We start from the raw sequence: 22805 nt of genomic DNA on the forward strand, positions 1-22805 counted from the left end.
TTCGTTGTCGACGTCGACGCGCGCGATCCAGTAGCCCTTGGCCATGTCAGACGCCCTCGACCACGACGATATCGATCTCGCCGGCGCCCTCACGCAGCTTGCGGGCCTCGGCATAGTCCTGCGACATCGCATAGGCCTTGGCGGCCTCGAAGCTCTCGAACTCGATGACGACGTTGCGGGCCCGGCCTTCGCCCTCCGCCACGGTCATCATGCCGCCGCGGACCAGAGGCGTGCCGCCATATTTGCGAATGGCTTCGGAGGCCTTCGCCGCATAGGCCGCCCATTGCGTCGCATTGGAGACCTTGGCGCGCGCCACGACATATCCCTTGGGCATGATCCGAATCCTCTGAGAGATCGACTGGAGCGCGAACTTAGGAGGCCGCCGCGATCTCGTCCATGATCGCGGCCGCCGCCCCACGCGGGTCGGCTGCGCGAATGATGGGACGCCCGACGACGAGATGATCCACGCCGGCGCGGATCGCCTCGCCGGGAGTGAGCGTGCGCTTCTGGTCGCCGGCCGCGCTGCCGGCGGGCCGGATGCCCGGCGTCACGATCAGCATGTCGGAGCCGATGACGTCGCGGACGATCTCGGTCTCGGCCGCCGAGCAGACGATGCCGTCGATGCCGGCGGTACGGGCCTGCTCGGCACGCAGGCGCACGAGGTCACGCACCGCCAGCCCATAACCGGCATCGCGCAGATCGCCGTCGTCATAGGAGGTCAGCGCGGTGACCGCGAGGAGCTTCAGATCCGCCCCGTCGCGCCCCTCGACGGCGCCGCGCATGGTCTGGGGGTAGGCGTGGACCGTGAGCAGGTCGACGCCGAGATTGCTGAGGGAGGCGACGCCCTCGGTCACCGTGTTGCCGATGTCGTGCAGCTTCAGGTCGAGGAAGACCTTCTTGCCCTCGGCCACCAGTTGCTGGGTGAGTTGCAGGCCGCCGGCGAAGGCCAGCGCGTAGCCGATCTTGTAGAAGCTCGCGGAGTCACCGAGTTGCGAGACGATGCGATAGGCGTCCCAGATCGTCGGCACGTCGAGCGCGACGATCATGCGGTCGCGCAGGTCGTTGATCTTCCGGGTCATGGCCCACTCCCGCTGTTTGCGGGGATGGGCCATGATTCGGGCGCCGGCGCAAGGTCGCGCGCCCTGCGAGCCCCCTTCGCTCAGGCCGCGTCGCTCAGCACCTGCCTGAAGACCTGGGCCCAGACATCGCCGGTCTGTGCGCCGGAGACCGCGAGCTTGCCGTCGATGATGAAGAACGGAACGCCGGTGACGCCGACCTGCTGGGCGTGCGCCTCGAGCCCGATCACGGTCTCGCGCAGCTCCTCATTGGTCAGTTCGTCGCGCGCGGCCTGCTCGTCAAAGCCCTGCTCGCCGGCAATGGCGACGAGCGTGTCGAGATCGCCGATGTCGCGGCCGTCCTGCCAATAGGCCTTGAGCAGCGCCGCCTTCATCTCGGTGCCGCGCTGCACGGTCGAGGCGGCCGCGACCAGCATATGGGCCATGCGGGTGTTGACGCTCTTCGTCACGCGCGCCCAGTTGAAGGTGACGCCGCTTTCGAGCGCCGCTTCCGACAGGCGGATCTCGATCTCCTTGCGCTTGCCAGCGCCGAACTTGGCATCGAGATAGGCGGTGCGGTCCATGCCTTCGGCCGGCATGTCGGGGTTGAGCTCATAGGGCAGCCAGGTGATGGCGACGCGCTCGGTCAGGCCATGGTTCTCCAGCGCCTTCTCCAGCCGCGCCTTGCCGATGAAGCACCAGGGGCAGGCGAGATCGGAGACGATCGCGATGGGCAGTTTCTCTTTCATGGTGGTTTCCTTCTTAAACCTTCTGGATCGCGCCGCCATAGCGGGCCATCGCGCTGTCGGACGTCACCAGCGTGATCCCTTCGACCCTGGCCTGGGCGACCAGGATGCGATCGAACGGATCCCTGTGGATCGGCGGCAATCCGTCGATCGCAACCGCATGCTCGCCCGTGATCGGCAATTCGGCGAAACCATGGTCGAGCAGGCCGCGTCTCAGGACGCGCGCATCGACGCAAAAGTCACTTCGGCCGAGGCTGGTCTTGATCGCAATCTCCCAAAGGCTCGCGGCGCTGAAAAACAATTCGTTCTCGGGAGCGTCGATCACGCGTCGCGCTTCTGCCGACAGCCGGTCGGGTCGCCCCGCGTTCCAAAGCAGGAGGTGCGTGTCGAGGAGCGCCTTCACGAGCGCCCGTTGAACATGGCTTCGATCTCTTCGCGCCCCATCTCATCGAAATCATCAGGCACCGTCATTTGCCCGACCATGAAACCGGTGCGTCGGAGCGGCTTGGCCTCGATCGGCTCCAGCGGAACGACCTTGACCATGGGCTTCCCCGCCTTGGCGATGATGAAGGCCTCGCCCTTCGCGGCGCGGTCGACCAGACGCGACAGATGCGTCTTCGCGTCGTGGATGTTCACCTTCTCCATGGCCGACCCCAGGTTAGTTCAATTGAGTTAGTTTACCAGAGCAGCTGTTGTCTTCAAACCGGCGGATAGAGGTGCCGCTCGCCATGGCGGTCCTCTGCGAAAGCCTCGGCGCCGGGCGTCTCGCAGACCGAGAGAAAGGCGGGGCCGACGGGGATCTTTCCCGCCCCGCCGGGGATATCCAGGATATAGGTCGGCTGGCACAGTCCTGACAGATGGCCTCGCAGGCTTTTGACGAGGGCCTGCCCCTCCTCCAGCGAGAGCCGGAACGCCGCCGTGCCGGGCGCGAAGTCCGGATGGTGCAGATAATAGGGCTTCACGCGGTTCTCGACGAAGGCACGCATGAGGGCAGCGAGCGTCGCAGTATCGGCATTCACCCCTTTCAGCAGGACGCTCTGGCTGATCAGGACATGGCCGGCATCCGCCAGCCGCGCCAGCGCAGCCCGAGCCGCAGGCGTAAACTCGCGCGGGTGATTGGCATGGATGGCGACATAGCTCGCCTTGCCCGGGATCCGCAGCGCGGCGGCATAATCGGCCGTGATCCGGTCGGGCTCGACCATCGGCACGCGGGTGTGCCAGCGCGCGACCTTGATATGGTCGATCGCGCCGAGACGCTGCGCCACCTCCCGCACCCGCCTGGCCGACAGGATCAGCGGATCGCCGCCCGTCATGATGACCTCCCAGATTTCGGGATGATCGGCGAGATAGGCCAGCGCCGCCTCGAGCTTCCCCCTGTGAGCGCGTCGCCGCCGGGGCCGACCATCTCGCGGCGGAAGCAGAAGCGGCAATAGACCGGGCAGGCATGGACGAGCTTGAGCAGGGCGCGGTCGGGATAACGATGCACCACGCCCTCGACCGGCGAGTGGGCCTCGTCGCCGATCGGATCGGCGCGCTCCTGCGGCAGCGTGACGAGTTCGGCCGGATCCGGGACGAACTGGCGCGCGATCGGGTCGGCAGGATCGGCCGGGTCGATCAGCGCGGCCATGGCCGGCGTCACCGAGACGGCGTAGCGCGCAGCCACGGCCTCCAGCGCATCACGTGCCCCGGGCGCGACGAGGCCGGCCTCAATGAGAGCCCCAACGCTGCGCAGCGGCTGTCCGCCGGGAGGCTGGTGAAGGGTCATGCCGCTCCCCTGCCCGGTTCCGCCACCGGCGTCCAGAGCACATCCTCGATCCGGCGGGCGCCGGTGCAGAGCATGACGAGGCGATCGAAGCCCAGCGCGATGCCGCTGGCCTGCGGCATCGCGGCGAGCGCGCTCAGGAAATCCTCGTCGACGGGATAGCGCTCACCATAGATGCGCTCCTTCTCATCCATGTCGCCCTCGAAGCGCCGGCGCTGCTCGGCCGGATCGGTCAGCTCCCCGAACGCATTCGCCAGCTCGACGCCGCAGGCATAGAGCTCGAAGCGCTCGGAGACGCGCGGATCGCCGGGCTTCGGCCGCGCGAGTGCGGCTTCCGAGATCGGGTATTCGCACAGGATGGTGGCCCGCCCCCGGCCGAGATGCGGCTCGATCCGCTCGGAGAGGATGCGGCTGAAGATGTCCGACCAGCTGTCGTCATCGGTGACCCGGATACCGGCTTCGGCCGCATCTGCGGCGAGCCCGCCCCGGTCGACATCGTTGTCGGCGGTGACGGTGCGCAGCAGGTCGATGCCGGCGTGACGCTGGAAGGCGTCCTGAAGCGTCAGCCGTTCGGGCTGCGCGAAGGGATCGGCCTCGATGCCGCGCCAGTGCAGGCACGTCACGCCTGCGGCGCGCGCCGCCTCGGCGAGGAGGTCGGCCGCGTCCCGCATCAGCGTCTCATAGCCCTCGCCCGCGCGATACCATTCCAGCATCGTGAATTCGGGGTGATGCAGCGCGGAACGCTCGCGGTTGCGGAAGACGCGGGCGAAATCGAAGATGCGGGGCTCGCCGGCGGCCAGCAGCTTCTTGGCGGCGAATTCGGGCGAGGTGTGCAGGTAATAGGGATGCCGGGCCCCGCCATCGTCGATCAGCGTGGTGGCGAAGCCGTGCAGATGCGTCTCGTTGCCCGGCGAGACCTGCAGGATCGCGGCCTCGACCTCGACGAAGTCGCGCGCCTCGAACCAGCGGCGCAGCGCCGCCCTGATGCGGCCGCGCGCCAGAAGCGCCGGGCGACGGTCGGCATGGATGTCGGGCCGCCAGAACGGCGGAAGAGCGTATGTCATCGTCTCGGGTTCAAAAACGTCGGCAAGCTTCCGTTTCGCCTGCGAATGCGGTAGTGGCGCGGCAAGGATTTCGCCAAGGGCGCCATGGCGCGGCGCCAGCTCAAGGACAAGTCACGTGGTCAAGGTCATCGCATCCTCCGTTCGCAAGGGCAATGTGCTCGAGCTCGACGGTCATCTCTGCTCGGTCCTGTCGGCCGAGAGCTTCTTCCCCGGCAAGGGCACGCCGACGACGCAGATCGACATGCGTCGCATCTCCGACGGCGTGAAGATGACGCAGCGCTACAAGACGACCGAGCAGGTCGAGCGCGCCTATGTCGAGGACCGCGACTTCACCTATCTCTACCAGGACGGCGAGCAGTACGTGTTCATGAACCCCGAGACCTTCGACCAGATCAATGTCGATGGCGAGGTGGTCGGCACCATGGCTCCCTATCTGCAGGAAGGCATGAAGGTCTCGCTCTCGGTGTTCGAGGACAAGGCCGTGGCGATCGAGCTGCCGCAGCGCGTGACCGTCGAGGTCGCCGAGACGGAGCCGGTGACCAAGGGCCAGACCGCCTCCTCCTCCTACAAGCCCGCGATGCTGGTGAACGGCGTGCGCACCGCGGTGCCGCCGCATATCGGCCCCGGCGTTCGCATCGTCGTGCTGACGGAAGACGGCTCCTATGTGGAGCGCGCCAAGGATTGATTTCGGCGGCCGGTGCAAACACCGGAAGCATGCTTATATCGGCGATGCGGCGGGCCCTTTCCGGGCCCGTTTTCGTTTCCGAGGATCGCCCATGACCATCACCGCCCGCTCCGCCGCCCTGACCGGTTTCGTCCAGACGCTCAAGGCCCTCGACGCCATTCTCGACAAGACCGTCGAGCAGGCGGCGGCCCGCAAGATTCAGCCGGAGGTGCTGCTGCAGGCGCGGCTGGCCCCGGACATGCTGCCGTTCTCGCGCCAGATCCAGCTCGCCTGCGACTTCGCCAAGAACGCGGCGGCCCGGCTCGTCGGCGGCGACAACCCCAAGCACCCCGACGACGAGAAGAGCTTCGACGAGCTGAAGGCCCGCATCGCCAAGGTACTCGCCTTCGTCGAGGGCATCGATGAGGCCGCCTTCGAAGCCGGCGTGGCGCGCGACGTCACCTTCCCGCGCGGCCAGAACGCGACCATGACGATGCGCGGCGAGGCCTATCTCACCCGCTTCGCCGTGCCGAACTTCTATTTCCACGCCACGACCGCGTACGCGATCCTGCGCAAGAACGGCATCCAGATCGGCAAGCAGGACTTCCTGCTCGGCGTTCTCGACGCCTGAGGGCAGGCTCCCCAAACTGAAACGCGGAGCGGCCTTGAATTCGACACAGGCCGCCTCCATATGACGATCACGGCGATGTCGAGGGCGTTCCACAGTCCTCCAGCGCCGCAGAAGACGGCCATGAGCCGAACGTTTGACGCCGGATGTACGCGCACCCGTTCAGGACATGGCCGTTGGTTCTTCCAAGGCCCGTAGCGGACATCCGCTGCGGGTCTTTTCGTTTTCCGGACCTGTCTTGCAATTACCAACACACAGACGTGTCAGCGAGTGCGTTATAGCCAAAGTAGCGGATGTAGACGCCCTTTCCATCCATAACACTGACGATGGAATAGATATCGTCGACGTTGCGCGCCTCGACAATGTCTTTCGGAACGAGCGCCCTGAGACGCGTCTCCGCCTGCGAATTCACGCGCTCGACCTCGGCAAAGCTGTAATGCTGCGGCGCAAAGCAATGAAGTCGCCCAGTTTTTGCGAGAGCCTCGAAACCCCGGATCGACTCAGGATTCAATTTCGACAGCTCCCGGCTCGGCCATAACGAAAAAGCTAGAGCGCCGATTATCAATGCAGAGACGGTCGACAGTACTCCCGGATTCGTCATCTATACACCCCGTTCCCCAACCGACCACGAATTATCTCAGAAACAAAGACAAAAACACCAAGTAGAAATATAATAACACTTGGAATTGTATTCCAAAGTGGAATTATATCATAATTTTCTCTCGAAAAGAGATACACAAGCACTGAAATCAGAATTAGAATTATTCCACCAAAGTATCTTCTCATATTTCAGATTCCATCCCTACGCTACCCGTCGGAACGCGTAAGTTTCGTTCATATAAATGGGGACATATATTGTGTTTCCGTCATCGCTGATGTTGACGACATTGGTTATGGCATCAGGCACCTGCAGATAGTTTTGCGGCGCGAGCGTCAGCGGATCGATCTCGCGATAGATCCCGCCATTGCTGCCCAATCCGACGACGCCGTTATTCAAACGCGGCGAGCTATAGAGACGCGAGCCGCAATAGAGCTTTTCGACGAGCGACAAGCTATCGAGATCAATGACGTAGAGGTACTTGTCGCCCGAGCCGCAGAAGACCCGACCATGGCTGATCAGCGGCGTGGTGTAGCAAATGTTGCCGGACTTGAACTTAGCGACGAATTCGCCGGTATCGAGTCGGACGATATAGCCGATATTTCCCAGATAGGCGGCCCTTCCGGCTCCGATTGACGGCAGAATAGCCCAGCTTTGGTCCTCTTTGAAGCGGGAAGCGCGTAACGACAACGTCCGTCGCAGCAGAATCGCGTTCAGACCGCGATACCACGCCCCAGTTGTGCGTTTCTTGCTGATTTTGCCACAGTGAGGGCGGACTTCACCTGTCGCCTGCGTCGTACGACCGCTTCCAGCCGTCAGCATGGCGTTGGTTCTCTTCGCCGCAAATCGTCGATCATGTCGAGGATGCGCCGGAACAAGTGACGGGGCGCAGCCACTTCGGCCATCTGGAAGACGGCGTAGCGCGCGTGGGCAATCACCTTCGCGCCGATCTTCACCACCTTCTCGCGGATCGTGGTCAGCGACCAGCATTCCATCTCCTCCGGCAGTGCGAGCGTGCGCAGGAAGTTGCACAGGTTGTAGGCCAGGGCGTGAAGCTGGAGCCGCACGGCGTTGGCCTTCATCGTGCCGCAGGACAGCCGCGTCCACTTCACCGCGTTCTTGCCTTCTTTGATCCACTGCTCCGCCGTGCCGCGCTGGTTGTAGAAGGCGACGATGCGGTTCGCGGGCCGGGTCAGGTTGGTGACGATGAACCCGACACGGGGATAGAGTTCGCCGGGATGCCATTCCACCTTGGCGACCACGCGCCGTTTCCGGCTCCACGATCCGGCCCGATAGCTGAAGCTGGCATGGAACCGCTGGACATGCATGGGCGGGCGTCCGATGGGGCGCTTTAGCAGGTAGGCGATGTGGCCCTGAAGAACGGCATTGGCCTTGAGGCGGATGGTGTATTTGTAGCCTTCGGCTTCCAGGTAGTCGTACAGGTCGGGCAGGGCGAAGGCGGCATCGCCGCGGAAGAACCGCCGCTTGGTCCTGTCCCGATAGCGCGCCACCACGGGTTCCAGCACCGAACGCAAGTCGTCGGCGCTGTGGACGTTGCCGGAACGCAGCTTGGCCCGCTCCAGATCGCCGAACTGGTTGAAGACGAACAGCGGGTGGTAGCAGGTGCAGCCAAAGTGGCCGTTGTAAGCGGCGCCTTCCTGCTTGCCGTAGGTTGGGCTGACGCTCGAGTCCATGTCGAGCACCACGACATTCCTCAGGCGGCGGGCATGAACGGCGTCAATCCACGTCCCCGACAGGTCCGCCAGGGCGGCTAGGTTGGCCTTGCCGGTCAGCACCTCGGTCTCGAAGCGCCCCATCTGGCTAGTCGACGCTGCCTCCTTGGTCACTGCCCTGCCGCCAACGATCCAGCGCATCGCCGGGTCATGGCCCAGGCGGTCGGCGTCATTGACATCCTCGTACCCGGCAAGGCGGCCGAACACCGATTGCCGGAATTGCGCCGTCAGGGTGTGGCGATTGTTCTTGCCGGTCCTCAAGTCGGCCAGCACTTGCCCGGCCATCTCGGTCAAGCCAAGGGCATCGTCCAGTTCCCGGAAGGCGAGCAACCCGGCATCCGACGTGACCCGTGATCCATGGAACTCCAGCTTGATGCGGCGGTCGAAAGCGACCCGCAGATTGCCCGTTTCCAGTTCACCCGGCACAACCTCAATGACCAGCCGCTCCAAAAACCTACAACACATTGATTCTTATATCATAATCTTCGGTCTTCGTCATGAATTGGCGCGGCTATCTGGGAAATGCGGGGTACTGTCTTACCGATCAGCATTGCGTTGGCCATCGCCGAGCTCCGGGCCTCTTTGCCTAATCCGTCAGGAACTGATTGTTGGTCCGCTCATCGCCGAGCGTGCTCGCAGGCCCGTGGCCCGGCAGGAACTGCACATCGTCGCCGAGCGGCAGGAGCTTGTTCCGGATTCCCGCGATCAGGGTCTCGTGGCTGCCATAAGGAAAATCGGTGCGGCCAACCGAGCCGGCGAAGACGGTGTCGCCGGCGAGCAGGAAGCGCAGATCCTTCTGGAAGAAGGTGATGTGGCCCGGCGTGTGGCCGGGCACGTGCAGCACCGAGAAGGCCACGTCGCCGACCTTGACCTCGTCGCCCTCGGCGAGCCAGCGCGACGGCGTCACCGCGCGCATGTCGCGGATGTCGAAGCGCAAGCCCGCGGTGGGCAACTCGTCCAGCAGGAATTTGTCGGCCTGATGCGGCCCGATCACGGGCACCGAAAGCGCTTCGGCCAGTTCCGCAGCACCTCCGGCATGGTTGAGATGGCCATGCGTCAGCCAGATCGCGACCGGCGTGACGCCGACCTCCTTGAGGGCCCCGCGGATGAGCACCACGTCTCCGCCGGGATCGACGATGACGGCCTGCATGGTCTTCGTGCACCAGAGGATCGAGCAGTTCTGCTGGAACGGCGTCACGGGAATGACGGCGATCTGGAGCGGTGTCTGCGGCTGGTCGGTCACGGGCGTCTCCATCGATGTCGGCAGCGAGACGCGACGGCGCCTCGCCCGTTTCGTCAGCGCCTGCCACAGCGGTCTGCGATCAGCGCGCGGTAGTCGGCCAGGTCCGAATCCATCGTCGCGACGTTCTGCGCGCGCTCGGCTCCGGTCTGGCAGGTCGCGAAGACGGCGCGGGCGTTCTGCAGGAAGCCGAGATGCTCGCGCCAGGTCCGGCACTGGCTGGCGATGTCGGCATTGGCGACGGCGGCGAGCCGCGTCTGCTGCCGGCGCAGCGCGGCCTCGTTCTGGAAGAGATCGCGCGTGCAGGTCGCGGGTCGGCCCTGTGCCACAGCGGTCTCGGCTGCGGCGAGCAGCGCCGGCAGCAGGCCCAGCGTAGCGGCTCCGGCAAAGAGAAGCCGCCTCATCCGAGATTCAGCTCCTTGAAGAAGTCGTTGCCCTTGTCGTCGATGACGATGAAGGCCGGGAAATCCTCGACCTCGATGCGCCAGACGGCCTCCATGCCGAGCTCGGGATATTCGAGCACCTCGACCTTGCGGATGCAGTCCTGTGCCAGCCGGGCGGCCGGGCCGCCGATCGAGCCGAGATAGAAGCCGCCATGGGTCTTGCAGGCTTCGCGCACCGCCGCGGAACGGTTGCCCTTGGCGAGCATCACCATCGACCCGCCGAAGGACTGGAACTGATCGACGAAGGAGTCCATGCGCCCGGCCGTGGTGGGCCCAAACGAGCCCGAGGCCATGCCGTCGGGCGTCTTGGCGGGGCCTGCATAGTAGACCGGGTGGTTCTTGAGATAGTCGGGCATGCCCTGCCCGCTTTCGAGCCGCTCGCGGATCTTGGCATGGGCGGAATCGCGGGCGACGATGATCGTGCCGGTCAGCGAGAGCCGCGTCTTGACCGGATACTTCGTCAGCGTCGCCAGAATCTCGCTCATCGGCCGGTTGAGATCGACCTTGACCACGTCTCCACCGAGGGACGCGTCCTCGACCTCCGGCAGGTATTTCGACGGATCGGTCTCGAGCGCCTCGAGGAAGATTCCATCCCGGGTGATCTTGCCCTTGGCCTGGCGGTCGGCCGAGCAGGAGACGCCGAGCCCGATCGGCAGCGAGGCGCCATGGCGCGGCAGGCGGATTACGCGCACGTCATGGCAGAAGTATTTGCCGCCGAACTGCGCGCCGACGCCCAGCGACTGCGTGAGCTTGTGGATCTCCTCCTCCATGGCGAGGTCGCGGAAGGCGTGGCCGCTCGGCGACCCTTCCGTCGGCAGCGCGTCGAGGTATTTCGTCGAGGCGAGCTTCACGGTCTTCAGGTTCTGCTCGGCCGAGGTGCCGCCGATGACGATGGCGAGGTGATAGGGCGGGCAGGCGGCAGTGCCTAGCGTCAGGATTTTCTCCTTCAGAAAGGCGATCATGCGCTCCTTCGTCAGCAGGGACGGCGTCGCCTGGAAGAGGAAGGTCTTGTTGGCCGAGCCGCCGCCCTTGGCGACGAAGAGGAACTTGTAGGCGTCCTCGCCATGGCCCTTGCCTTCGGCGTAGATGTCGATCTGCGCCGGGAGGTTGGTGGCGGTGTTCTTCTCCTCGAACATCGACAGCGGGGCGACCTGGGAATAGCGCAGATTGCGCTTGAAATAGGCATCGGCGACGCCCTCGCCCAAGGCCTGCTCGTCCTCGCCCTCGGTCCAGACGAGACGGCCCTTCTTGCCCATGATGATGGCGGTGCCGGTGTCCTGGCACATCGGCAGCACGCCGCCGGCGGCGATGTTGGCGTTCTTCAAGAGGTCATAGGCGACGAACTTGTCGTTCGAGGTCGCCTCGGGATCGTCGAGGATCTTGCCGAGCTGGGCGAGATGGCCCGGCCGCAGCAGATGGTTGATGTCGATGAAGGCCTGCTCGCTGAGGCGGCGGATCGCCTCGCGGGAGACGTTCAGCACTTCGCGGTCGCCGATCCGCTCGACGGAGACGCCCTCGCTGCCGAGATGGCGATAGGGCGTCTCGTCCGGTCCGAGCGGGAAGAGATCGACATGGGTATAGGCCATCGGCGGCACTCCGGCATGCAACGACGTTCCCCTCGCCTTGCGAGCGGGAGCTTCGCGCAAGCGAATAGCCGATGTTGCGATCTGGTCAAATGCAAGACAGCGGGAGCGTGTTGCCCGCCCTCGGCAGCGCCGCGCTCAGGCCGCCTGCGCCGCCGAGTCCGAGAGGATCGCGTAGATCGCCTCGGGGTCGCGAACGGCACGCACCTGTTCGAGGACCGACGGGTTGCGCAGCACGCGGGCGACGCGGGCGAGCGCCTTCAGATGATCGGCGCCGGCGCCTTCTGGTGCAATGAGCACGAAGACGATGTCGACGGGCTGCCCGTCGAGCGCGTCGAAGTCGATCGGCTTTTCGGCCTTGGCGAACAGCCCGACGAGTCGGTCGATCCCGGCCATCCGACCATGAGGAATTGCGATGCCCTCACCGATGCCCGTCGAGCCAAGACGCTCGCGCTGGAGCAACGACTCGAACAGGTCGCGCTCGGGCAGGCCGGTCATCTGCGCGGCATGCTGGGCCAGCTCCAGCAAGGCCTGCTTCTTGCCGTTGGCCCGCAGCGGGGAAATCACCGCCGCGGGGCTCAGGAGATCGATCAGCGTCATGCGCCAGTCCATGCATGTCCCATGCCGCTCATACCAACATGCGGCAGGGTCAAGGTTCGGGGCCGCGCGGAACTCCGCCAGACCTATGACAGCGACGCGGGAGGATCGATCCAGCCGATATTGCCGTCGCGTCGGCGGTATACGACGTTCATCCGTCCATGGCCAGCATGACGGAACATCACGACCGGCGCGCCGGTCAGATCGAGCTCCGCGACGGCGTCGCTTACCGTCATGACATGCAGCGATTTGGTGGATTCCGCGACGATAACCGGGTTGTCGCCGGCACCATCGACCTCGAGCTCTTCGATTTCCTCATCGGGAGCCGCGATCACATAGCTGGGGATTTCCACGCCCGGCTCACGGCCATTGGCGGATGCCGAGCGATCCTTGAGCCGTCGCTTGTAGCGACGCAGCCGCTTCTCGATGCGCTCCGCCATCTTGTCGAGGCTGGCATAGGCATCGTGCGCCGTGCCGGACGCCTCGAGCGTGATGCCCGACGACAGATGCAGCACGCCGTCCGTCTTGAACGCCGTCCCGTCCTTGCCGACGGTCACATGGCCCTGGTAGCCACCTTCGTAATATTTGCCGAGAGCGGCGGCGACACGGGCCTCGGCCTGGCCCCGCAGGGCCTCGCCGACATCGAGGTTCTTGCCGGAGATTCGCAAGCTCATGGAGTGCTTCCCCTTGTTAGCCACGGTCAGGACATCGACCGTCTTAGGGAGCTAAGAACTCGCTACCACGTCTGTCAATGATATGGCCCAAAGCCGTCGCGACGGTGGCACGGCACGATCAGCGGCTGCCCATCGCCATCGCGATCTTCTCGCGCCGGCGCTCCATGGAGGACGGAATCCGAAGGGATTCGCGGTATTTCGCGACGGTGCGGCGGGCGATGTCGATACCGCCCTCCTTCAGGCGAGCGACGATCGCGTCATCGGAGAGCACGTCGGCGGGGGCCTCGTCGTCGATCATCTGCCGGATGCGGAAGCGCACAGCCTCCGCCGAATGCGCCTCGCCATAGCCGGTGGCGGCGATCGCGGCGGAGAAAAAGTACTTCATCTCGAAGACCCCGCGCGAGCAGATCAGATATTTGTTCGAGGTCACGCGCGAGACGGTGGATTCGTGCATCCCGATCGCATCCGCGACGGTCTTCAGGTTGAGCGGGCGGAGATGCTCGACGCCATGGGCAAAGAAGCCGTCCTGCTGGCGCACGATCTCGCTGGCGACCTTCAGGATGGTCCTGGCCCGCTGTTCGAGCGAGCGCGTCAGCCAGTTGGCCGTCTGCAGGCATTCGGCGATGAAGGCCTTCTCCTCGTCGCTGCGCACCGCCTTGGAGACGCGCGCATGGTAGGTCTGGTTGATCAGCACGCGGGGCAGCGTGTCGGGGTTGAGATCGACCAGCCAGGAACCGTCCGGAGCGGCCCGGATGAAGACGTCCGGGACCACCGTCTCGGCCGTCGAGCCACCGAAACCTCGACCCGGCTTCGGATCGAGGCGCCGGATCTCGGCGACCATGTCGGCGATGTCCTCGTCATCGACGCCGCAGAGCCGCTTCAGGGCGGCGAAATCGCGCTTGGCCACGAGGTGGAGATTGGCGACGAGGGCCTGCATCGCGGGATCGAACCGGTCGCGGTCGCGCAGCTGGATCGACAGGCACTCGGCGACGTCGCGCGCCGCGACCCCCGATGGGTCGAAGCCCTGGACGATGCGCAGCACATCTCCGACGCGCGCGACGGAGACGCCGAGCCGCTCGGCGATGTCGGGAACGGGCTCGCCCAGATAGCCGGCATCGTCGACGGCATCGATCAGATGCCGGCCGATCAGCCGCTCGGCGGGGTCGTGGACGGCGAGATCGAGCTGGGCGCTGAGGTGATCGTGCAGGGATGCCTCGGCTGCGAGGCTGCTTTCGAACCCGTCCGGCCCCTCCTCGAAGGAGCCGCCGGAGCCGCCATAGGCGCCGCCGATGATCGGCAGGCTGTCGGCCCCGCTGCTCTCGAGGCGGGCGACGGTCGGCTGCTCGCTCTGGAAGACGTTGTCGAGGCCGGTGCCGAGGCGGTTTTCCATGCCCTCCTGGCTGTTCAGGCTTTCCGCCCGCTCGTAGCTCTCCGCGTCGGCGGCGTGAGAGCCTTCTGCCGATTGGCTCTGGAGGGGCCCGTCGGTGGTGTCGTCGCGCTCGAGCAGCGGATTGCGCTCGAGCTCACCCTCGACGAAATTCTGGAGTTCGAGATGCGACAATTGCAGAAGCTTGATCGCCTGCAGCAGCTGCGGCGTCATCACCAGGGACTGACCCTGGCGCAGCTCCATGCGCGGCATCATCGCCATGCGCTCGCCACCTTCCCATTCCGCGGGCCAGGAACGGCACGCTTCTTGCTTTGGAAGAGGAGCCTAGCGCTGTCCCGCCCGCGCGTCAAAGGCCTCGCTCCGTCATGACGCCGCGAGGTTAATGCGCTGCAACAAAATTGCGCAAGTGCGAAATCGGGCTTTCGACCGGAGCCGGCAGAGCGGTCAGCAGGGCCGGCCCGCGAAGGCGGCGGCGTCTGGCGGCTAGAGGCGGAAATCCTCGCCCAGATAGACGCGCCGCACATCGGGATTTGCGATGATCTCGGCCGGAGAGCCTTCGGTCAACACACGTCCCGAATGGATGATGTAGGCGCGATCGACGAGGCCGAGCGTTTCGCGGACGTTGTGATCGGTGATCAGGACGCCGATGCCGCGATCGGTCAGCTGCCGCACCAGGGCCTGGATGTCGCCGACCGCGATCGGGTCGATGCCAGCGAAGGGCTCGTCCAGCAGGATGAAGGAGGGCTTCCCGGCCAGCGCACGCGCGATCTCGCAGCGCCGCCGTTCGCCGCCCGACAGCGCGATCGAGGGTGCCTTGCGCAGGCGCGCGATGGTGAACTCCTCGAGCAGCTGGTCGAGCTGGCGCTCGCGCTCGCGGCGATCGGGCTCGACCACTTCGAGCACCGCGCGAATGTTGTCCTCGACGCTCAGGCCCCGGAAAATGGAGGCCTCCTGTGGCAGGTAGCCGATGCCCAGTCGCGCGCGCTGATACATCGGCAGCTGCGTGATGTCGTTGCCTTCGAGCGAGATGGTGCCGAGATCGGCGGCGACCAGACCGGTGATCATGTAGAAGATCGTGGTCTTGCCCGCGCCGTTGGGCCCGAGCAGGCCGACCGCCTCGCCCTGGCGGAGATAAAGGCTGGCGTCGCTGACGACGGTACGCCCGCCATAGCTCTTGCGGAGCCCGCTGACGGCGAGAATGCCCTGACCGCCGATGGCAACGGCGTCCGTCGCCGGCGACGGCGACTCGGCCGCAGCGGAGCGGCCGAACAGGCGGCTCATGAGCCCTGCCCCGCGGCGATGGATGGGAGGCGCCGACGGGGCGGGCGCCGTCTCGGATTCCGGCATGTCGGTGATCGTCACGGTGGAGGACTGGGCCTGGCCTGGGTCGATTGCGGCAAGAGGCCCCGGCGCGCGGCGCCGAAGCAGCGGATTGTCAGTTGGTCGGCGTGGCGGGCTTGGCGCCGGCTGCGCCCTTGTTGGCCTCAGCCGCGTTCGGGACGAAGAAGCCCTGGACACGACCGCCCTTGGTCGTCTCGACATTGGCGATGCCCGTGACCGTGTTGTAGGTCAACTTTTCGCCCCGGGTGATGTTGGGGCCGTCGTTGAGCGCGACGTTGCCGGTCATGACCACGGTGTTGTTGGCGCGGTCGAAGACGGCGTGGTCGGAGGTGGCGGCCTGCGTCTTGGAGACGACGGTCACCGGTCCCTTGCATTCGATGCGCTTGATCGAGCTGTCATTGCCCTGGCCGGGCGCCGCGGCCGGCGTCGCAGCCGCCGGCTTGGCGCCGGCGGCCTGGCCGCCGCGGCCCTCGTAAAACACCGTCATGATCGAGCAGCGCACCGTCGTCTCGCCCTGCACGGCCACGACATTGCCGCTGAAGACCGCGCGGTTTTCCTTGTCGAGCACATCGAGCTTGTCGGCGTCGATCTTGATCGGCTCCTTGCTGTCGCCGCCCAGCCCGCCGAGCGGCGAGCTCGCCCCGGCGCCGCCGCGTGCCTTCGCCTGCGCCGCCGCCTCCTGCGGGGCCGCGGCCAGCATCAGGATCGCGAAGGCTGCCGCGAACGCGCCGACACGTCCGCCGGAGAAGCCGGGCCGAGAGCGCGGAGAAGCTGCCTGCATGATCACTGTCCCGTCCCGTTCTTCTGATCACCAACCGCCGCCTGCGCCGGCCGGAGCAGTTCGAGCGCAGGCGTGCTGCCCTCGCGCTCGGGCCCGGCGATCGTGCCGGCCGGCGCATTGGGAATATAGGCGCGAACCCGCCCCTGGAAGACGATCAGCGCGCCATTGTCCTTCACGTCGAGCGAATCCGCATCGACCGTCGTGGTGCCCAGACTGACCTTGACGGGCTCCTTCGACACGACCGTCCCGCCCTTGAAGTCGACATCGGCCGTCCGCATGCGGATGTCGTGGCCGTTCTCGGTCCGGACATGGACGTCGTCGACGAGCCGCAGCTTTTCCTTCTGCGTATCGAACAGGCCGCTCTTGGCGTTGACCGTGACCCAGCCCTCACGCTCCATCTGGAGCCGAGCGGTCAGTGTCTGCAACTCGACCTGCGTCGGGTTGCGGATTTCCTGAAGCGCCGCTTCCGCGGTCACCTCATAAGGGCGGTTGTCCTTGCGATAGCCCGACAGCCGCGGCGTATCCATCTTGACCTTGCCGCCGGAGATGCCGACCGCGCCCAGCGACAGGCTCGCAACCCCGTTCAGCGGGTTGAGGAACGGCGTCACGATCAGGGCCAGCACGGCCACCGACGCGCTGATGGGGATCGCCCGGCGCAGGAAGCGAACGAGCCGGGTGTGCCGGCGTGCCGCGCCGAAGGCGGCCTGACGCCTTGCACCCGGCACGCCGACGCGGGCCGTCGGCCAGTCATGAGAAGTCATTGCCACAGTCATGCCCCGCGCAATGGCAGTCGCTAACGGCTTTTTCGTGTCGAACGGCGCACGCCCCCGCACCGTTCATCCGTCGCCAGACTGACGCAAGATGCCTTCGAAATTGTCAAGTATGAGCAAAAATGTCGGTTTCCGGCCACCCGGCCAGATCGAGCTCGGCCCGGAAGGGCAGGAACTGGAAACAGGCCCGGGCCAGATCGGTCCGGCCCTCGCGGGCGAGCATGGTCTCGAGCCTCTGCTGCAGTGCGTGCAGATGCAGCACATCCGAGGCGGCGTAGGTGAGCTGAGCTTCGCTCAGCGTCTCGGCCCCCCAGTCCGAAGATTGCTGCTGCTTGGAAAGCTCGATCCCGAGCAGCTCCCGCACCAGATCCTTCAGCCCGTGCCGGTCGGTATAGGTGCGGGCGAGTTTCGAGGCGATCTTGGTGCAGTAGACCGGGCCGGTGACGACGCCGAAGGCCTGGCGGAGGACCGCAATGTCGAAGCGCGCATAGTGGAACAGCTTCAGGACGGCGGAATCCTGCAGCAGCCGCAGCAGGTTTTCCGGCCGGGTTCCCCCCTTCACGATCTGGACGACGTCGGCGCTGCCGTCGCCGCGCGAGAGTTGGACGACGCAGAGACGATCCCGATGCGGGTTGAGACCCAGCGTCTCGGTGTCGATGGCGACGCTGGTCCCGGCCTCGAAGCCGTCCGGCAGATCGCCGCGGTGGAATCGGATCGTCATCTCGTACCCTCGCTCGGCGCTGTCGCGCCCTGTCATCCGGATTCGTGCCCGGCCGGGTCGCTCCCGATCGAGGAGAGCCGCCACCCTCTGCCGGAGCTAACGGGGCGGCCGCCCCCGTTCAAGCTCTTTCGGGGCGAGGTCCAAACGACCGCGTTAACCTTTTATTCACCATATCCTTCCGGGGCGCGGCCGGGCGTGCCACAACGGCGTCATCGGAGCCTGATCGATGACCCTCTTCCGCCTGCTCGCCGATTTCGATGGACGCATTGGCCCGGGCCGCTTCTGGCTCGGCAGTGTCGTGGTCGCGCTGGCGCTGTTCGGCATCCAGCAGGCCGCGCCGGCGGTGTTCGGCCATGACGCCGAGCGTGCGGTCGCTTTCGCCCAGGCCTTCGCCCTCTTCCCCTGGGCCGCGCTGGCGGCGAAGCGCGCCACCGACCGCGGCAGCAGCGGCCTCTACGGCATCCTCCTGATCTGCGCGATCGTACTGCCGGGGCAACTCCAGCCCCTGCTGCCGATTGCCTGGGCGCCTTCCCTCGATACGATCTCGCTGATCGCCTGGCTGTTCGCGCTGGTCGATCTCGGCCTGATGCCGTCAGTACGTGATGAGGAGCCGCTTGCGGCGGGCCATGCCGATGCTAAAGCGGGCGCATGGACACAATCGCGCCCCTCGCCTTCGATCCCCTCGACCCCGTCGCGCTGACCCAGGCCCTCGTCCGCTGTCCGTCGGTCACGCCGGCGGAAGGCGGCGCGCTGAGCCTCATCGCCCAGGTTCTGGCGGCCGAGGGCTTCACGGTTGAGCGGCCGGTCTTTGCCGCCCCCGGGACACCCGACATCGAGAATCTCTATGCCCGAATCGGCCGCAAGGGCCCGGTCTTCGTCATCGCAGGCCATACCGACGTCGTGCCGGTGGGAGACGCCGGCGCCTGGACGCGCGATCCCTTCGGCGGGACGGTCAGCGACGGCGTGCTGCATGGGCGCGGCGCCTGCGACATGAAGGGTGGCCTCGCCGCGATGATCGCCGCGGTGTTGCGTTTCCGGCGCGAAACCCCGGATGCACCGGGGTCGATCGCTTTCCTCGTCACGGGCGATGAAGAGGGACCGGCCGTGAACGGCACGGTCAAGCTGCTGGAATGGGCGCATGCCCGCGGCGAGCGCTTCGATCATTGCCTGCTGGGCGAGCCGACCAACCCGGCGACGATGAGCGACATGATCAAGATCGGGCGGCGCGGCTCCCTGACGGGCCGCCTCACCGTTCATGGCAAGCAGGGCCATGTCGGCTATCCGCATCTGGCCGAGAACCCGATCCGTGGCATGGTGCGGCTGTTGGCAGCACTGGAAGCCACCCCGCTCGACGGCGGAACCGCGCATTTCGACCCGAGCAATCTGGAAGTGACGACGCTCGATGTCGGCAATCCGGCGACGAATGTCGTCCCGGCACAGGCCAGGGCCGTCTTCAACATCCGCTTCAACGACGTCTGGACGCCGGAGACTCTGGCGGCCGAGATCGAAAGGCGCCTGCGCGAGGCCGCGGGCAACAGCGTCCGCTACGAGATCGTCTTCGACCCGACCAATGCGGTCGCTTTCCTGACCGAACCCGGCCCTTTCGTGGCGATGGTCGCGGATGCCGTCGAGGCCGAAACGGGCCGGCGTCCGGCCCTGTCCACCACCGGCGGCACCTCGGATGCCCGCTTCATCAAGAGCTATTGCCCGGTCGTGGAGTACGGCGTCGTCGGCCAGACGATGCATCAGGTCGACGAGTGCGTCGCCGTCGCGGACCTCATCGTCCTCGAAGCGATCACCCGCCGGCTACTGAAGGCCTATTTCGGCAGCGAACGGGCCGATTGACGGCCCCGAGCTCCTAACCCATAGTCACCTTAGACGAAAGTCTAAGGATGGTCGGATGAAGCTTGCGGCCAACGATGTGGCGCGCTCGCTGCGCGCCTCATGGCAGCTGATGGCGCGCGGTGCCGAAGCGCTCGACGAACTGGAGTTGACCCGCAGCGGGTTCTGGCGCTCCTTCGTTGCCCTGCTGCCCTTGACGCTTCCGGCGGCGATCGCGCTTCTCGCCGCCCTCCGGCTCCATGTCGGCCTGCCCAATGCGGCGGGCCTCTTCACCGCCCCAGGGCTGGCGCTGGCCGTTCTCGGCGCGACCGTGTCGAGCATCCTGGCGGTGCCGGCCCTGCTGCTTGGGCTGGCGCCGCAACTCTTGCACTGGCCGCGCTTCACGACCTTCGTCATCGCCTGGAACTGGGCGGGCATCATCTCCGTCGGGCTCATCGCCGTGCCGGCGGCGGTCTTCGCGATCGGCTGGTCGACACCCGGCCTCGCACTGATCCAGACCCTGGCCTTCGCCGTGATCGTGCTGCGGCTGCGCTACTGCGTGGCGCGCGCGGCCTTCGGGGCCGAGAGCGGGCTCGCCTTGCCGGTGCTGCTGGCAAGCGTCGTCGCCGACTATGCGATCCTGCGCATCTGCGGCGTCCTGGTTTTCTGACGCCGACCGACCCGCAGCGCTCAGTAATCCACGCCGGCGAGATAGAGCCCACAAGGTGGTGCCAGCGCCGCGCATTGCGAGCGATCCTGCGCCGCCAGCACCTTGCCCAGCTTGTTCTCGGGCCAGCGCCCGGCGCCGACCATCTTCAGGCATCCGACGATCGAGCGGACCTGATGATGCAGGAAGGAGCGGGCATGGGCGTAGACGACGATCTCGTCGCCCTCACGACGGACATCGAGACGGTTGAGCGTCCGCATCGGGCTGTTGGCCTGGCATTCGGCGGCGCGGAAGGTGGTGAAGTCGTGATGGCCGAGCAGGGCCTTGGCCGAGCGGTCCATCGCCTCATGGTCCAGCTTCACCGGCACATGCCAGAGCCGGTCGCGGTCGAGCGCCGGCTGGGCGCGCCGGTTGAGGATGCGGTAGATGTAGTAGCGCCGCTTCGCCGAGATGCGGGCGTCGAATTCGTCGGACACGGCTTCGGCGCTGCAGACGGCGACGGGCAGGCGCTTGAGGCGAGCGTTACTGGCGTCGCGCACGACATCCGTGCGCCAGTCCTTCTCCAGATCGACATGGGCGACCTGATGGGTGGCGTGGACGCCGGCATCGGTGCGGCCGGCGCAATGCAGCCGGACGGGATGGTTGCAGAAGGCTTCGATCGCTTCCTCGACGCTCTGCTGCACGGAGGGGCCGTTGAGCTGCCGCTGCCAGCCCGAGAAGGGCGTGCCGTCATATTCGATGACGAGCTTGTAGCGCGGCATCAGAGCTTGTGGCCGGCTGAGAGCCGCGCCCCGCGCAGAAACTCCGCGCCGCTGACGGGTCGCCCGCCGGCACGCTGGACCTGAAGCAGCTTCACCGCCCCTTCCGCGCAGGCGACGGTGCCGTCCTCGTCCAGCAGCATGCCGGGCTCGGCCGCACCGCCGGCGAGCGCCGTGCGCAGGACCTTGAGCCGCTCGGGGCCCTTGCCGAGATCGATCTCGGCGAAGGCGCCGGGAAAGGGTGCGAGCCCGCGGACGAGATCGTGAACCTGCCGAGCCGGGCGGGCCCAGTTCAATTTCGCCTCGGCGTTGGCGATCTTGGCGGCGTAGGTCACGCCCTCCTCCGGCTGCAGCGTGAAGCGCAGGCCACCCCGGCCGAGCGCGGCGAGCGCGCGGACCATCAGATCGGCTCCCAGCGGCGCCAGCCGGTCGTGCAGTTCTCCGGAGGTCATGTCGGGGCCGATCTCCAGCCGCTCGACCATGCCGACGGGGCCCGTGTCGAGGCCGGCCTCCATCTTCATCACGCAGACGCCGCTTTCAGCGTCCCCGGCCATCACCGCACGCAGGATCGGCGCGGCACCGCGCCAGCGCGGCAGCAGCGAGGCATGCAGGTTGAGGCAGCCGAGTTCCGGGATGTCGAGAATCGCCTGCGGCAGGATCATGCCATAGGCAACGACGACCGCGACATCGGCCTGGTGGGAGGCGATCTGCTCAGCCACCTCGGGCGTCTTCAGGGTCTTGGGCGTGAAGACGGGGATGCCGAAGCGCTCGGCCGCCCTGTGTACCGGTGAGGGTTTCAGTTCGAGGCCGCGGCCGGCCTGGGCCGGGGCGCGGGTGTAGCAGCTGACGACCTCGTGGCCCTGGCCGATGATCTCGGTCAGGGTCGGCACCGCGAAATCGGGCGTGCCCATGAAGATGACGCGCAAACTCATACGCTGGATATTACCTCAACTGGGCAGGCATGGCCCGCCGCCTGATTATGTGAGCCCTCATCCTGAGGAGCCGCGCAGCGGCGTCTCGAAGGATGCTCCAGGAGGCTCCGGCTACGTCTGGAGCATCCTTCGAGACGCGGGCTCCGCCCGCTCCTCAGGATGAGGGCTGCGGAAGGTCTTAACTCGGTTGCGTCACCCCTCGCGCCGCGCCTGCTTGGCGAAGCGCTTGGTGACGCGCTCGCGCTTGAGGCGCGAGAGATGGTCGATGAACAGCACGCCGTTGAGATGGTCGATCTCGTGCTGGATGCAGGTCGCGAGCAGACCGTCGGCCTCGATCTCCTGCCGCTTCCCGTCGAGATCGGTGTAGGCGACCTTGACCGCAGCCGGGCGCTCGACCTCCTCGTAGTATTCCGGGATCGAGAGGCAGCCTTCCTCGTAGACGCTGCGCTCCTCCGAGGACCAGGTAATCTCCGGATTGATGAAGGCGATCGGGTTGCGCGGCTGGGCATCGCGCTTCTCCTGGGCGTCTTCAGCGTCGGTGTCTTCGGGATCCGCCCGTTCGCTGGCCGCGCGCTTGGCGACATCGAGCGTCACCACGCGCGTGGGCACGCCGATCTGGATGGCGGCCAGCCCGATTCCCGGCGCGTCGTACATCGTCTCGAACATGTCGGCGACGAGCGTGCGGATCTCAGGCGTGATCTCGGCCACCGGGGTGGAGACCAGCCGGAGCTGGGCGTCTGGCAGGATGACGAGCGGGCGGATGGCCATGGAGCTGTGTCTGCGCGGTTTTTCAGGTGGTGGACGGGCCACATAAGCGCTCGCGCATCGCGGGTCAAACCG

28 protein-coding genes and 1 pseudogene (1 of these 29 cut by a window edge) are annotated in these 22805 nt (G+C 66.2%); 5 read left to right on the plus strand and 24 right to left on the minus strand.

All coding sequences use genetic code 11. The features are described 5' to 3' along the window. From SJY11_RS22295 to epmA, 8 genes and pseudogenes are all read right to left on the minus strand, one after another. A protein-coding gene (locus SJY11_RS22295; protein ID WP_376988916.1) for a DUF1330 domain-containing protein crosses the window boundary here: on the minus strand, positions 1 to 45 show its 5' portion. It extends 264 nt beyond the left edge of the window; only the first 45 of its 309 coding nucleotides appear in the window; the start codon lies at positions 43 to 45; its stop codon lies beyond the left edge, outside the window. A 1-nt stretch (position 46) separates the two neighbouring features. Beyond that, positions 47 to 334, minus strand: coding sequence for a DUF1330 domain-containing protein (locus tag SJY11_RS22300; RefSeq protein WP_069054014.1), 288 nt, complete (start codon positions 332 to 334; stop codon positions 47 to 49). A 37-nt stretch (positions 335 to 371) separates the two neighbouring features. Next, positions 372 to 1079 carry an orotidine-5'-phosphate decarboxylase gene (pyrF, locus tag SJY11_RS22305; protein ID WP_376988917.1) on the minus strand — a complete coding sequence of 236 codons (708 nt, stop codon included), beginning with the start codon at positions 1077 to 1079 and terminating at the stop codon, positions 372 to 374. An 80-nt stretch (positions 1080 to 1159) separates the two neighbouring features. Continuing rightward, positions 1160 to 1804, minus strand: coding sequence for a DsbA family oxidoreductase (locus tag SJY11_RS22310; RefSeq protein ID WP_376988918.1), 645 nt, complete (start codon positions 1802 to 1804; stop codon positions 1160 to 1162). A gap of 13 nt (positions 1805 to 1817) precedes the next feature. Beyond that, positions 1818 to 2204 carry a type II toxin-antitoxin system VapC family toxin gene (locus SJY11_RS22315; protein WP_376988919.1) on the minus strand — a complete coding sequence of 129 codons (387 nt, stop codon included), beginning with the start codon at positions 2202 to 2204 and terminating at the stop codon, positions 1818 to 1820. Further along, the gene (locus tag SJY11_RS22320) at positions 2201 to 2446 is read right to left on the minus strand and encodes a type II toxin-antitoxin system Phd/YefM family antitoxin (protein WP_376988920.1); all 246 of its coding nucleotides are present in this window, start codon (positions 2444 to 2446) and stop codon (positions 2201 to 2203) included. The genes SJY11_RS22315 and SJY11_RS22320 overlap by 4 nt, the downstream gene beginning before the upstream one ends. Positions 2447 to 2499: 53 nt before the next feature. Beyond that, positions 2500 to 3566: pseudogene (locus tag SJY11_RS22325) on the minus strand (lysine-2,3-aminomutase-like protein). Further along, the gene (gene epmA, locus SJY11_RS22330) at positions 3563 to 4627 is read right to left on the minus strand and encodes an EF-P lysine aminoacylase EpmA (RefSeq protein ID WP_376988921.1); all 1065 of its coding nucleotides are present in this window, start codon (positions 4625 to 4627) and stop codon (positions 3563 to 3565) included. Before epmA ends, SJY11_RS22325 begins: the two are co-directional and overlap by 4 nt. A 115-nt stretch (positions 4628 to 4742) precedes the next feature. Here epmA and efp point away from each other — a divergent pair, with 115 nt between their 5' ends. Together efp and SJY11_RS22340 are read left to right on the plus strand one after the other, a co-directional pair. After that, positions 4743 to 5312, plus strand: coding sequence for an elongation factor P (efp, locus tag SJY11_RS22335; RefSeq protein ID WP_326907158.1), 570 nt, complete (start codon positions 4743 to 4745; stop codon positions 5310 to 5312). A gap of 91 nt (positions 5313 to 5403) precedes the next feature. Next, on the plus strand, positions 5404 to 5922 hold the full coding sequence (locus SJY11_RS22340; protein ID WP_376988922.1) for a DUF1993 domain-containing protein: 519 nt from the start codon (positions 5404 to 5406) through the stop codon (positions 5920 to 5922). Between the two features lie 241 nt (positions 5923 to 6163). Here SJY11_RS22340 and SJY11_RS22345 read toward each other — a convergent pair whose 3' ends face one another. The 13 genes from SJY11_RS22345 to SJY11_RS22405 form a co-directional block, all read right to left on the minus strand. Beyond that, positions 6164 to 6520 (minus strand): hypothetical protein, encoded by a 357-nt coding sequence (locus SJY11_RS22345; protein ID WP_376988923.1) that lies wholly within the window; start codon positions 6518 to 6520, stop codon positions 6164 to 6166. A gap of 201 nt (positions 6521 to 6721) precedes the next feature. After that, on the minus strand, positions 6722 to 7339 hold the full coding sequence (locus tag SJY11_RS22350; protein ID WP_376988924.1) for a YncE family protein: 618 nt from the start codon (positions 7337 to 7339) through the stop codon (positions 6722 to 6724). Next, a complete protein-coding gene (locus tag SJY11_RS22355; protein ID WP_376989394.1) occupies positions 7333 to 8685 on the minus strand; it encodes an IS1380 family transposase in 1353 nt (450 codons plus the stop codon). Before SJY11_RS22355 ends, SJY11_RS22350 begins: the two co-directional genes overlap by 7 nt. Before the next feature lie 151 nt (positions 8686 to 8836). After that, positions 8837 to 9505, minus strand: coding sequence for an MBL fold metallo-hydrolase (locus SJY11_RS22360; protein ID WP_376988925.1), 669 nt, complete (start codon positions 9503 to 9505; stop codon positions 8837 to 8839). A 41-nt stretch (positions 9506 to 9546) separates the two neighbouring features. Next, positions 9547 to 9894 carry a hypothetical protein gene (locus SJY11_RS22365; protein WP_376988926.1) on the minus strand — a complete coding sequence of 116 codons (348 nt, stop codon included), beginning with the start codon at positions 9892 to 9894 and terminating at the stop codon, positions 9547 to 9549. Then, positions 9891 to 11519, minus strand: a complete 1629-nt coding sequence (locus tag SJY11_RS22370) for a fumarate hydratase (protein WP_376988927.1) — start codon at positions 11517 to 11519, stop codon at positions 9891 to 9893. Before SJY11_RS22370 ends, SJY11_RS22365 begins: the two co-directional genes overlap by 4 nt. 135 nt (positions 11520 to 11654) lie before the next feature. Next, entirely contained in the window at positions 11655 to 12116 is a 462-nt protein-coding gene (ptsN, locus tag SJY11_RS22375; RefSeq protein WP_326907169.1) for a PTS IIA-like nitrogen regulatory protein PtsN, read from the minus strand. Positions 12117 to 12199: 83 nt separating this feature from the next. Further along, positions 12200 to 12787, minus strand: coding sequence for a ribosome hibernation-promoting factor, HPF/YfiA family (gene hpf / locus SJY11_RS22380; protein ID WP_376988928.1), 588 nt, complete (start codon positions 12785 to 12787; stop codon positions 12200 to 12202). A gap of 118 nt (positions 12788 to 12905) precedes the next feature. After that, positions 12906 to 14435, minus strand: coding sequence for an RNA polymerase factor sigma-54 (rpoN, locus tag SJY11_RS22385; RefSeq protein ID WP_376988929.1), 1530 nt, complete (start codon positions 14433 to 14435; stop codon positions 12906 to 12908). A 222-nt stretch (positions 14436 to 14657) separates the two neighbouring features. Then, positions 14658 to 15455 carry an LPS export ABC transporter ATP-binding protein gene (gene lptB / locus SJY11_RS22390; protein ID WP_376988930.1) on the minus strand — a complete coding sequence of 266 codons (798 nt, stop codon included), beginning with the start codon at positions 15453 to 15455 and terminating at the stop codon, positions 14658 to 14660. A gap of 154 nt (positions 15456 to 15609) precedes the next feature. Continuing rightward, on the minus strand, positions 15610 to 16296 hold the full coding sequence (locus SJY11_RS22395; RefSeq protein WP_376988931.1) for an LptA/OstA family protein: 687 nt from the start codon (positions 16294 to 16296) through the stop codon (positions 15610 to 15612). 2 nt (positions 16297 to 16298) lie between these two features. Further along, positions 16299 to 17057, minus strand: a complete 759-nt coding sequence (gene lptC, locus SJY11_RS22400) for an LPS export ABC transporter periplasmic protein LptC (RefSeq protein WP_376988932.1) — start codon at positions 17055 to 17057, stop codon at positions 16299 to 16301. 115 nt (positions 17058 to 17172) lie between these two features. Beyond that, entirely contained in the window at positions 17173 to 17787 is a 615-nt protein-coding gene (locus SJY11_RS22405; RefSeq protein ID WP_376988933.1) for a ribonuclease D, read from the minus strand. A 226-nt stretch (positions 17788 to 18013) separates the two neighbouring features. Between SJY11_RS22405 and SJY11_RS22410 the strand changes: the two genes are divergently transcribed. Genes SJY11_RS22410 through SJY11_RS22420 form a run of 3 tightly spaced genes read left to right on the plus strand, consistent with a single transcriptional unit; the run spans position 18014 to position 20278 of the window. Further along, a complete protein-coding gene (locus SJY11_RS22410) occupies positions 18014 to 18487 on the plus strand; it encodes a DUF805 domain-containing protein (RefSeq protein ID WP_326907179.1) in 474 nt (157 codons plus the stop codon). Then, positions 18436 to 19632: a succinyl-diaminopimelate desuccinylase gene (gene dapE / locus SJY11_RS22415; RefSeq protein ID WP_376988935.1), complete on the plus strand. Its 1197-nt coding sequence runs from the start codon at positions 18436 to 18438 to the stop codon at positions 19630 to 19632. Before SJY11_RS22410 ends, dapE begins: the two co-directional genes overlap by 52 nt. Before the next feature lie 55 nt (positions 19633 to 19687). Further along, entirely contained in the window at positions 19688 to 20278 is a 591-nt protein-coding gene (locus tag SJY11_RS22420; RefSeq protein ID WP_376988936.1) for a hypothetical protein, read from the plus strand. Between the two features lie 20 nt (positions 20279 to 20298). Here SJY11_RS22420 and truA read toward each other — a convergent pair whose 3' ends face one another. From truA to def, 3 genes are all read right to left on the minus strand, one after another. Next, complete coding sequence (gene truA / locus SJY11_RS22425; RefSeq protein ID WP_376988938.1) at positions 20299 to 21036, minus strand: tRNA pseudouridine(38-40) synthase TruA; 738 nt, start codon at positions 21034 to 21036, stop codon at positions 20299 to 20301. After that, the gene (gene fmt, locus SJY11_RS22430) at positions 21036 to 21965 is read right to left on the minus strand and encodes a methionyl-tRNA formyltransferase (protein WP_376988939.1); all 930 of its coding nucleotides are present in this window, start codon (positions 21963 to 21965) and stop codon (positions 21036 to 21038) included. The genes truA and fmt overlap by 1 nt, the downstream gene beginning before the upstream one ends. A 192-nt stretch (positions 21966 to 22157) precedes the next feature. Further along, complete coding sequence (gene def, locus SJY11_RS22435) at positions 22158 to 22733, minus strand: peptide deformylase (protein ID WP_376988940.1); 576 nt, start codon at positions 22731 to 22733, stop codon at positions 22158 to 22160. Positions 22734 to 22805: the final 72 nt, after the last annotated feature.

Source organism: Allobosea sp. R86505, from assembly GCF_042466375.1.
Taxonomy (GTDB): Bacteria; Pseudomonadota; Alphaproteobacteria; order Rhizobiales; family Beijerinckiaceae; genus Allobosea.

Coding starts and splice junctions, on each gene's coding strand:
- epmA (WP_376988921.1), bottom strand. CDS start 4,627: ATGACATACGCTCTTCCGCCGTTCTGGCGGCCCGACATCCATGCCGAC.
- dapE (WP_376988935.1), top strand. CDS start 18,436: ATGGACACAATCGCGCCCCTCGCCTTCGATCCCCTCGACCCCGTCGCG.
- SJY11_RS22345 (WP_376988923.1), bottom strand. CDS start 6,520: ATGACGAATCCGGGAGTACTGTCGACCGTCTCTGCATTGATAATCGGC.
- lptB (WP_376988930.1), bottom strand. CDS start 15,455: ATGAGCCGCCTGTTCGGCCGCTCCGCTGCGGCCGAGTCGCCGTCGCCG.
- ptsN (WP_326907169.1), bottom strand. CDS start 12,116: ATGACGCTGATCGATCTCCTGAGCCCCGCGGCGGTGATTTCCCCGCTG.
- SJY11_RS22365 (WP_376988926.1), bottom strand. CDS start 9,894: ATGAGGCGGCTTCTCTTTGCCGGAGCCGCTACGCTGGGCCTGCTGCCG.
- rpoN (WP_376988929.1), bottom strand. CDS start 14,435: ATGGCGATGATGCCGCGCATGGAGCTGCGCCAGGGTCAGTCCCTGGTG.
- pyrF (WP_376988917.1), bottom strand. CDS start 1,079: ATGACCCGGAAGATCAACGACCTGCGCGACCGCATGATCGTCGCGCTC.
- SJY11_RS22370 (WP_376988927.1), bottom strand. CDS start 11,519: ATGGCCTATACCCATGTCGATCTCTTCCCGCTCGGACCGGACGAGACG.
- SJY11_RS22300 (WP_069054014.1), bottom strand. CDS start 334: ATGCCCAAGGGATATGTCGTGGCGCGCGCCAAGGTCTCCAATGCGACG.
- SJY11_RS22320 (WP_376988920.1), bottom strand. CDS start 2,446: ATGGAGAAGGTGAACATCCACGACGCGAAGACGCATCTGTCGCGTCTG.
- SJY11_RS22395 (WP_376988931.1), bottom strand. CDS start 16,296: ATGCAGGCAGCTTCTCCGCGCTCTCGGCCCGGCTTCTCCGGCGGACGT.
- lptC (WP_376988932.1), bottom strand. CDS start 17,057: ATGACTTCTCATGACTGGCCGACGGCCCGCGTCGGCGTGCCGGGTGCA.
- SJY11_RS22360 (WP_376988925.1), bottom strand. CDS start 9,505: ATGGAGACGCCCGTGACCGACCAGCCGCAGACACCGCTCCAGATCGCC.
- fmt (WP_376988939.1), bottom strand. CDS start 21,965: ATGAGTTTGCGCGTCATCTTCATGGGCACGCCCGATTTCGCGGTGCCG.
- def (WP_376988940.1), bottom strand. CDS start 22,733: ATGGCCATCCGCCCGCTCGTCATCCTGCCAGACGCCCAGCTCCGGCTG.
- SJY11_RS22420 (WP_376988936.1), top strand. CDS start 19,688: ATGAAGCTTGCGGCCAACGATGTGGCGCGCTCGCTGCGCGCCTCATGG.
- SJY11_RS22350 (WP_376988924.1), bottom strand. CDS start 7,339: ATGCTGACGGCTGGAAGCGGTCGTACGACGCAGGCGACAGGTGAAGTC.
- SJY11_RS22405 (WP_376988933.1), bottom strand. CDS start 17,787: ATGACGATCCGATTCCACCGCGGCGATCTGCCGGACGGCTTCGAGGCC.
- SJY11_RS22410 (WP_326907179.1), top strand. CDS start 18,014: ATGACCCTCTTCCGCCTGCTCGCCGATTTCGATGGACGCATTGGCCCG.
- SJY11_RS22340 (WP_376988922.1), top strand. CDS start 5,404: ATGACCATCACCGCCCGCTCCGCCGCCCTGACCGGTTTCGTCCAGACG.
- truA (WP_376988938.1), bottom strand. CDS start 21,036: ATGCCGCGCTACAAGCTCGTCATCGAATATGACGGCACGCCCTTCTCG.
- SJY11_RS22310 (WP_376988918.1), bottom strand. CDS start 1,804: ATGAAAGAGAAACTGCCCATCGCGATCGTCTCCGATCTCGCCTGCCCC.
- hpf (WP_376988928.1), bottom strand. CDS start 12,787: ATGAGCTTGCGAATCTCCGGCAAGAACCTCGATGTCGGCGAGGCCCTG.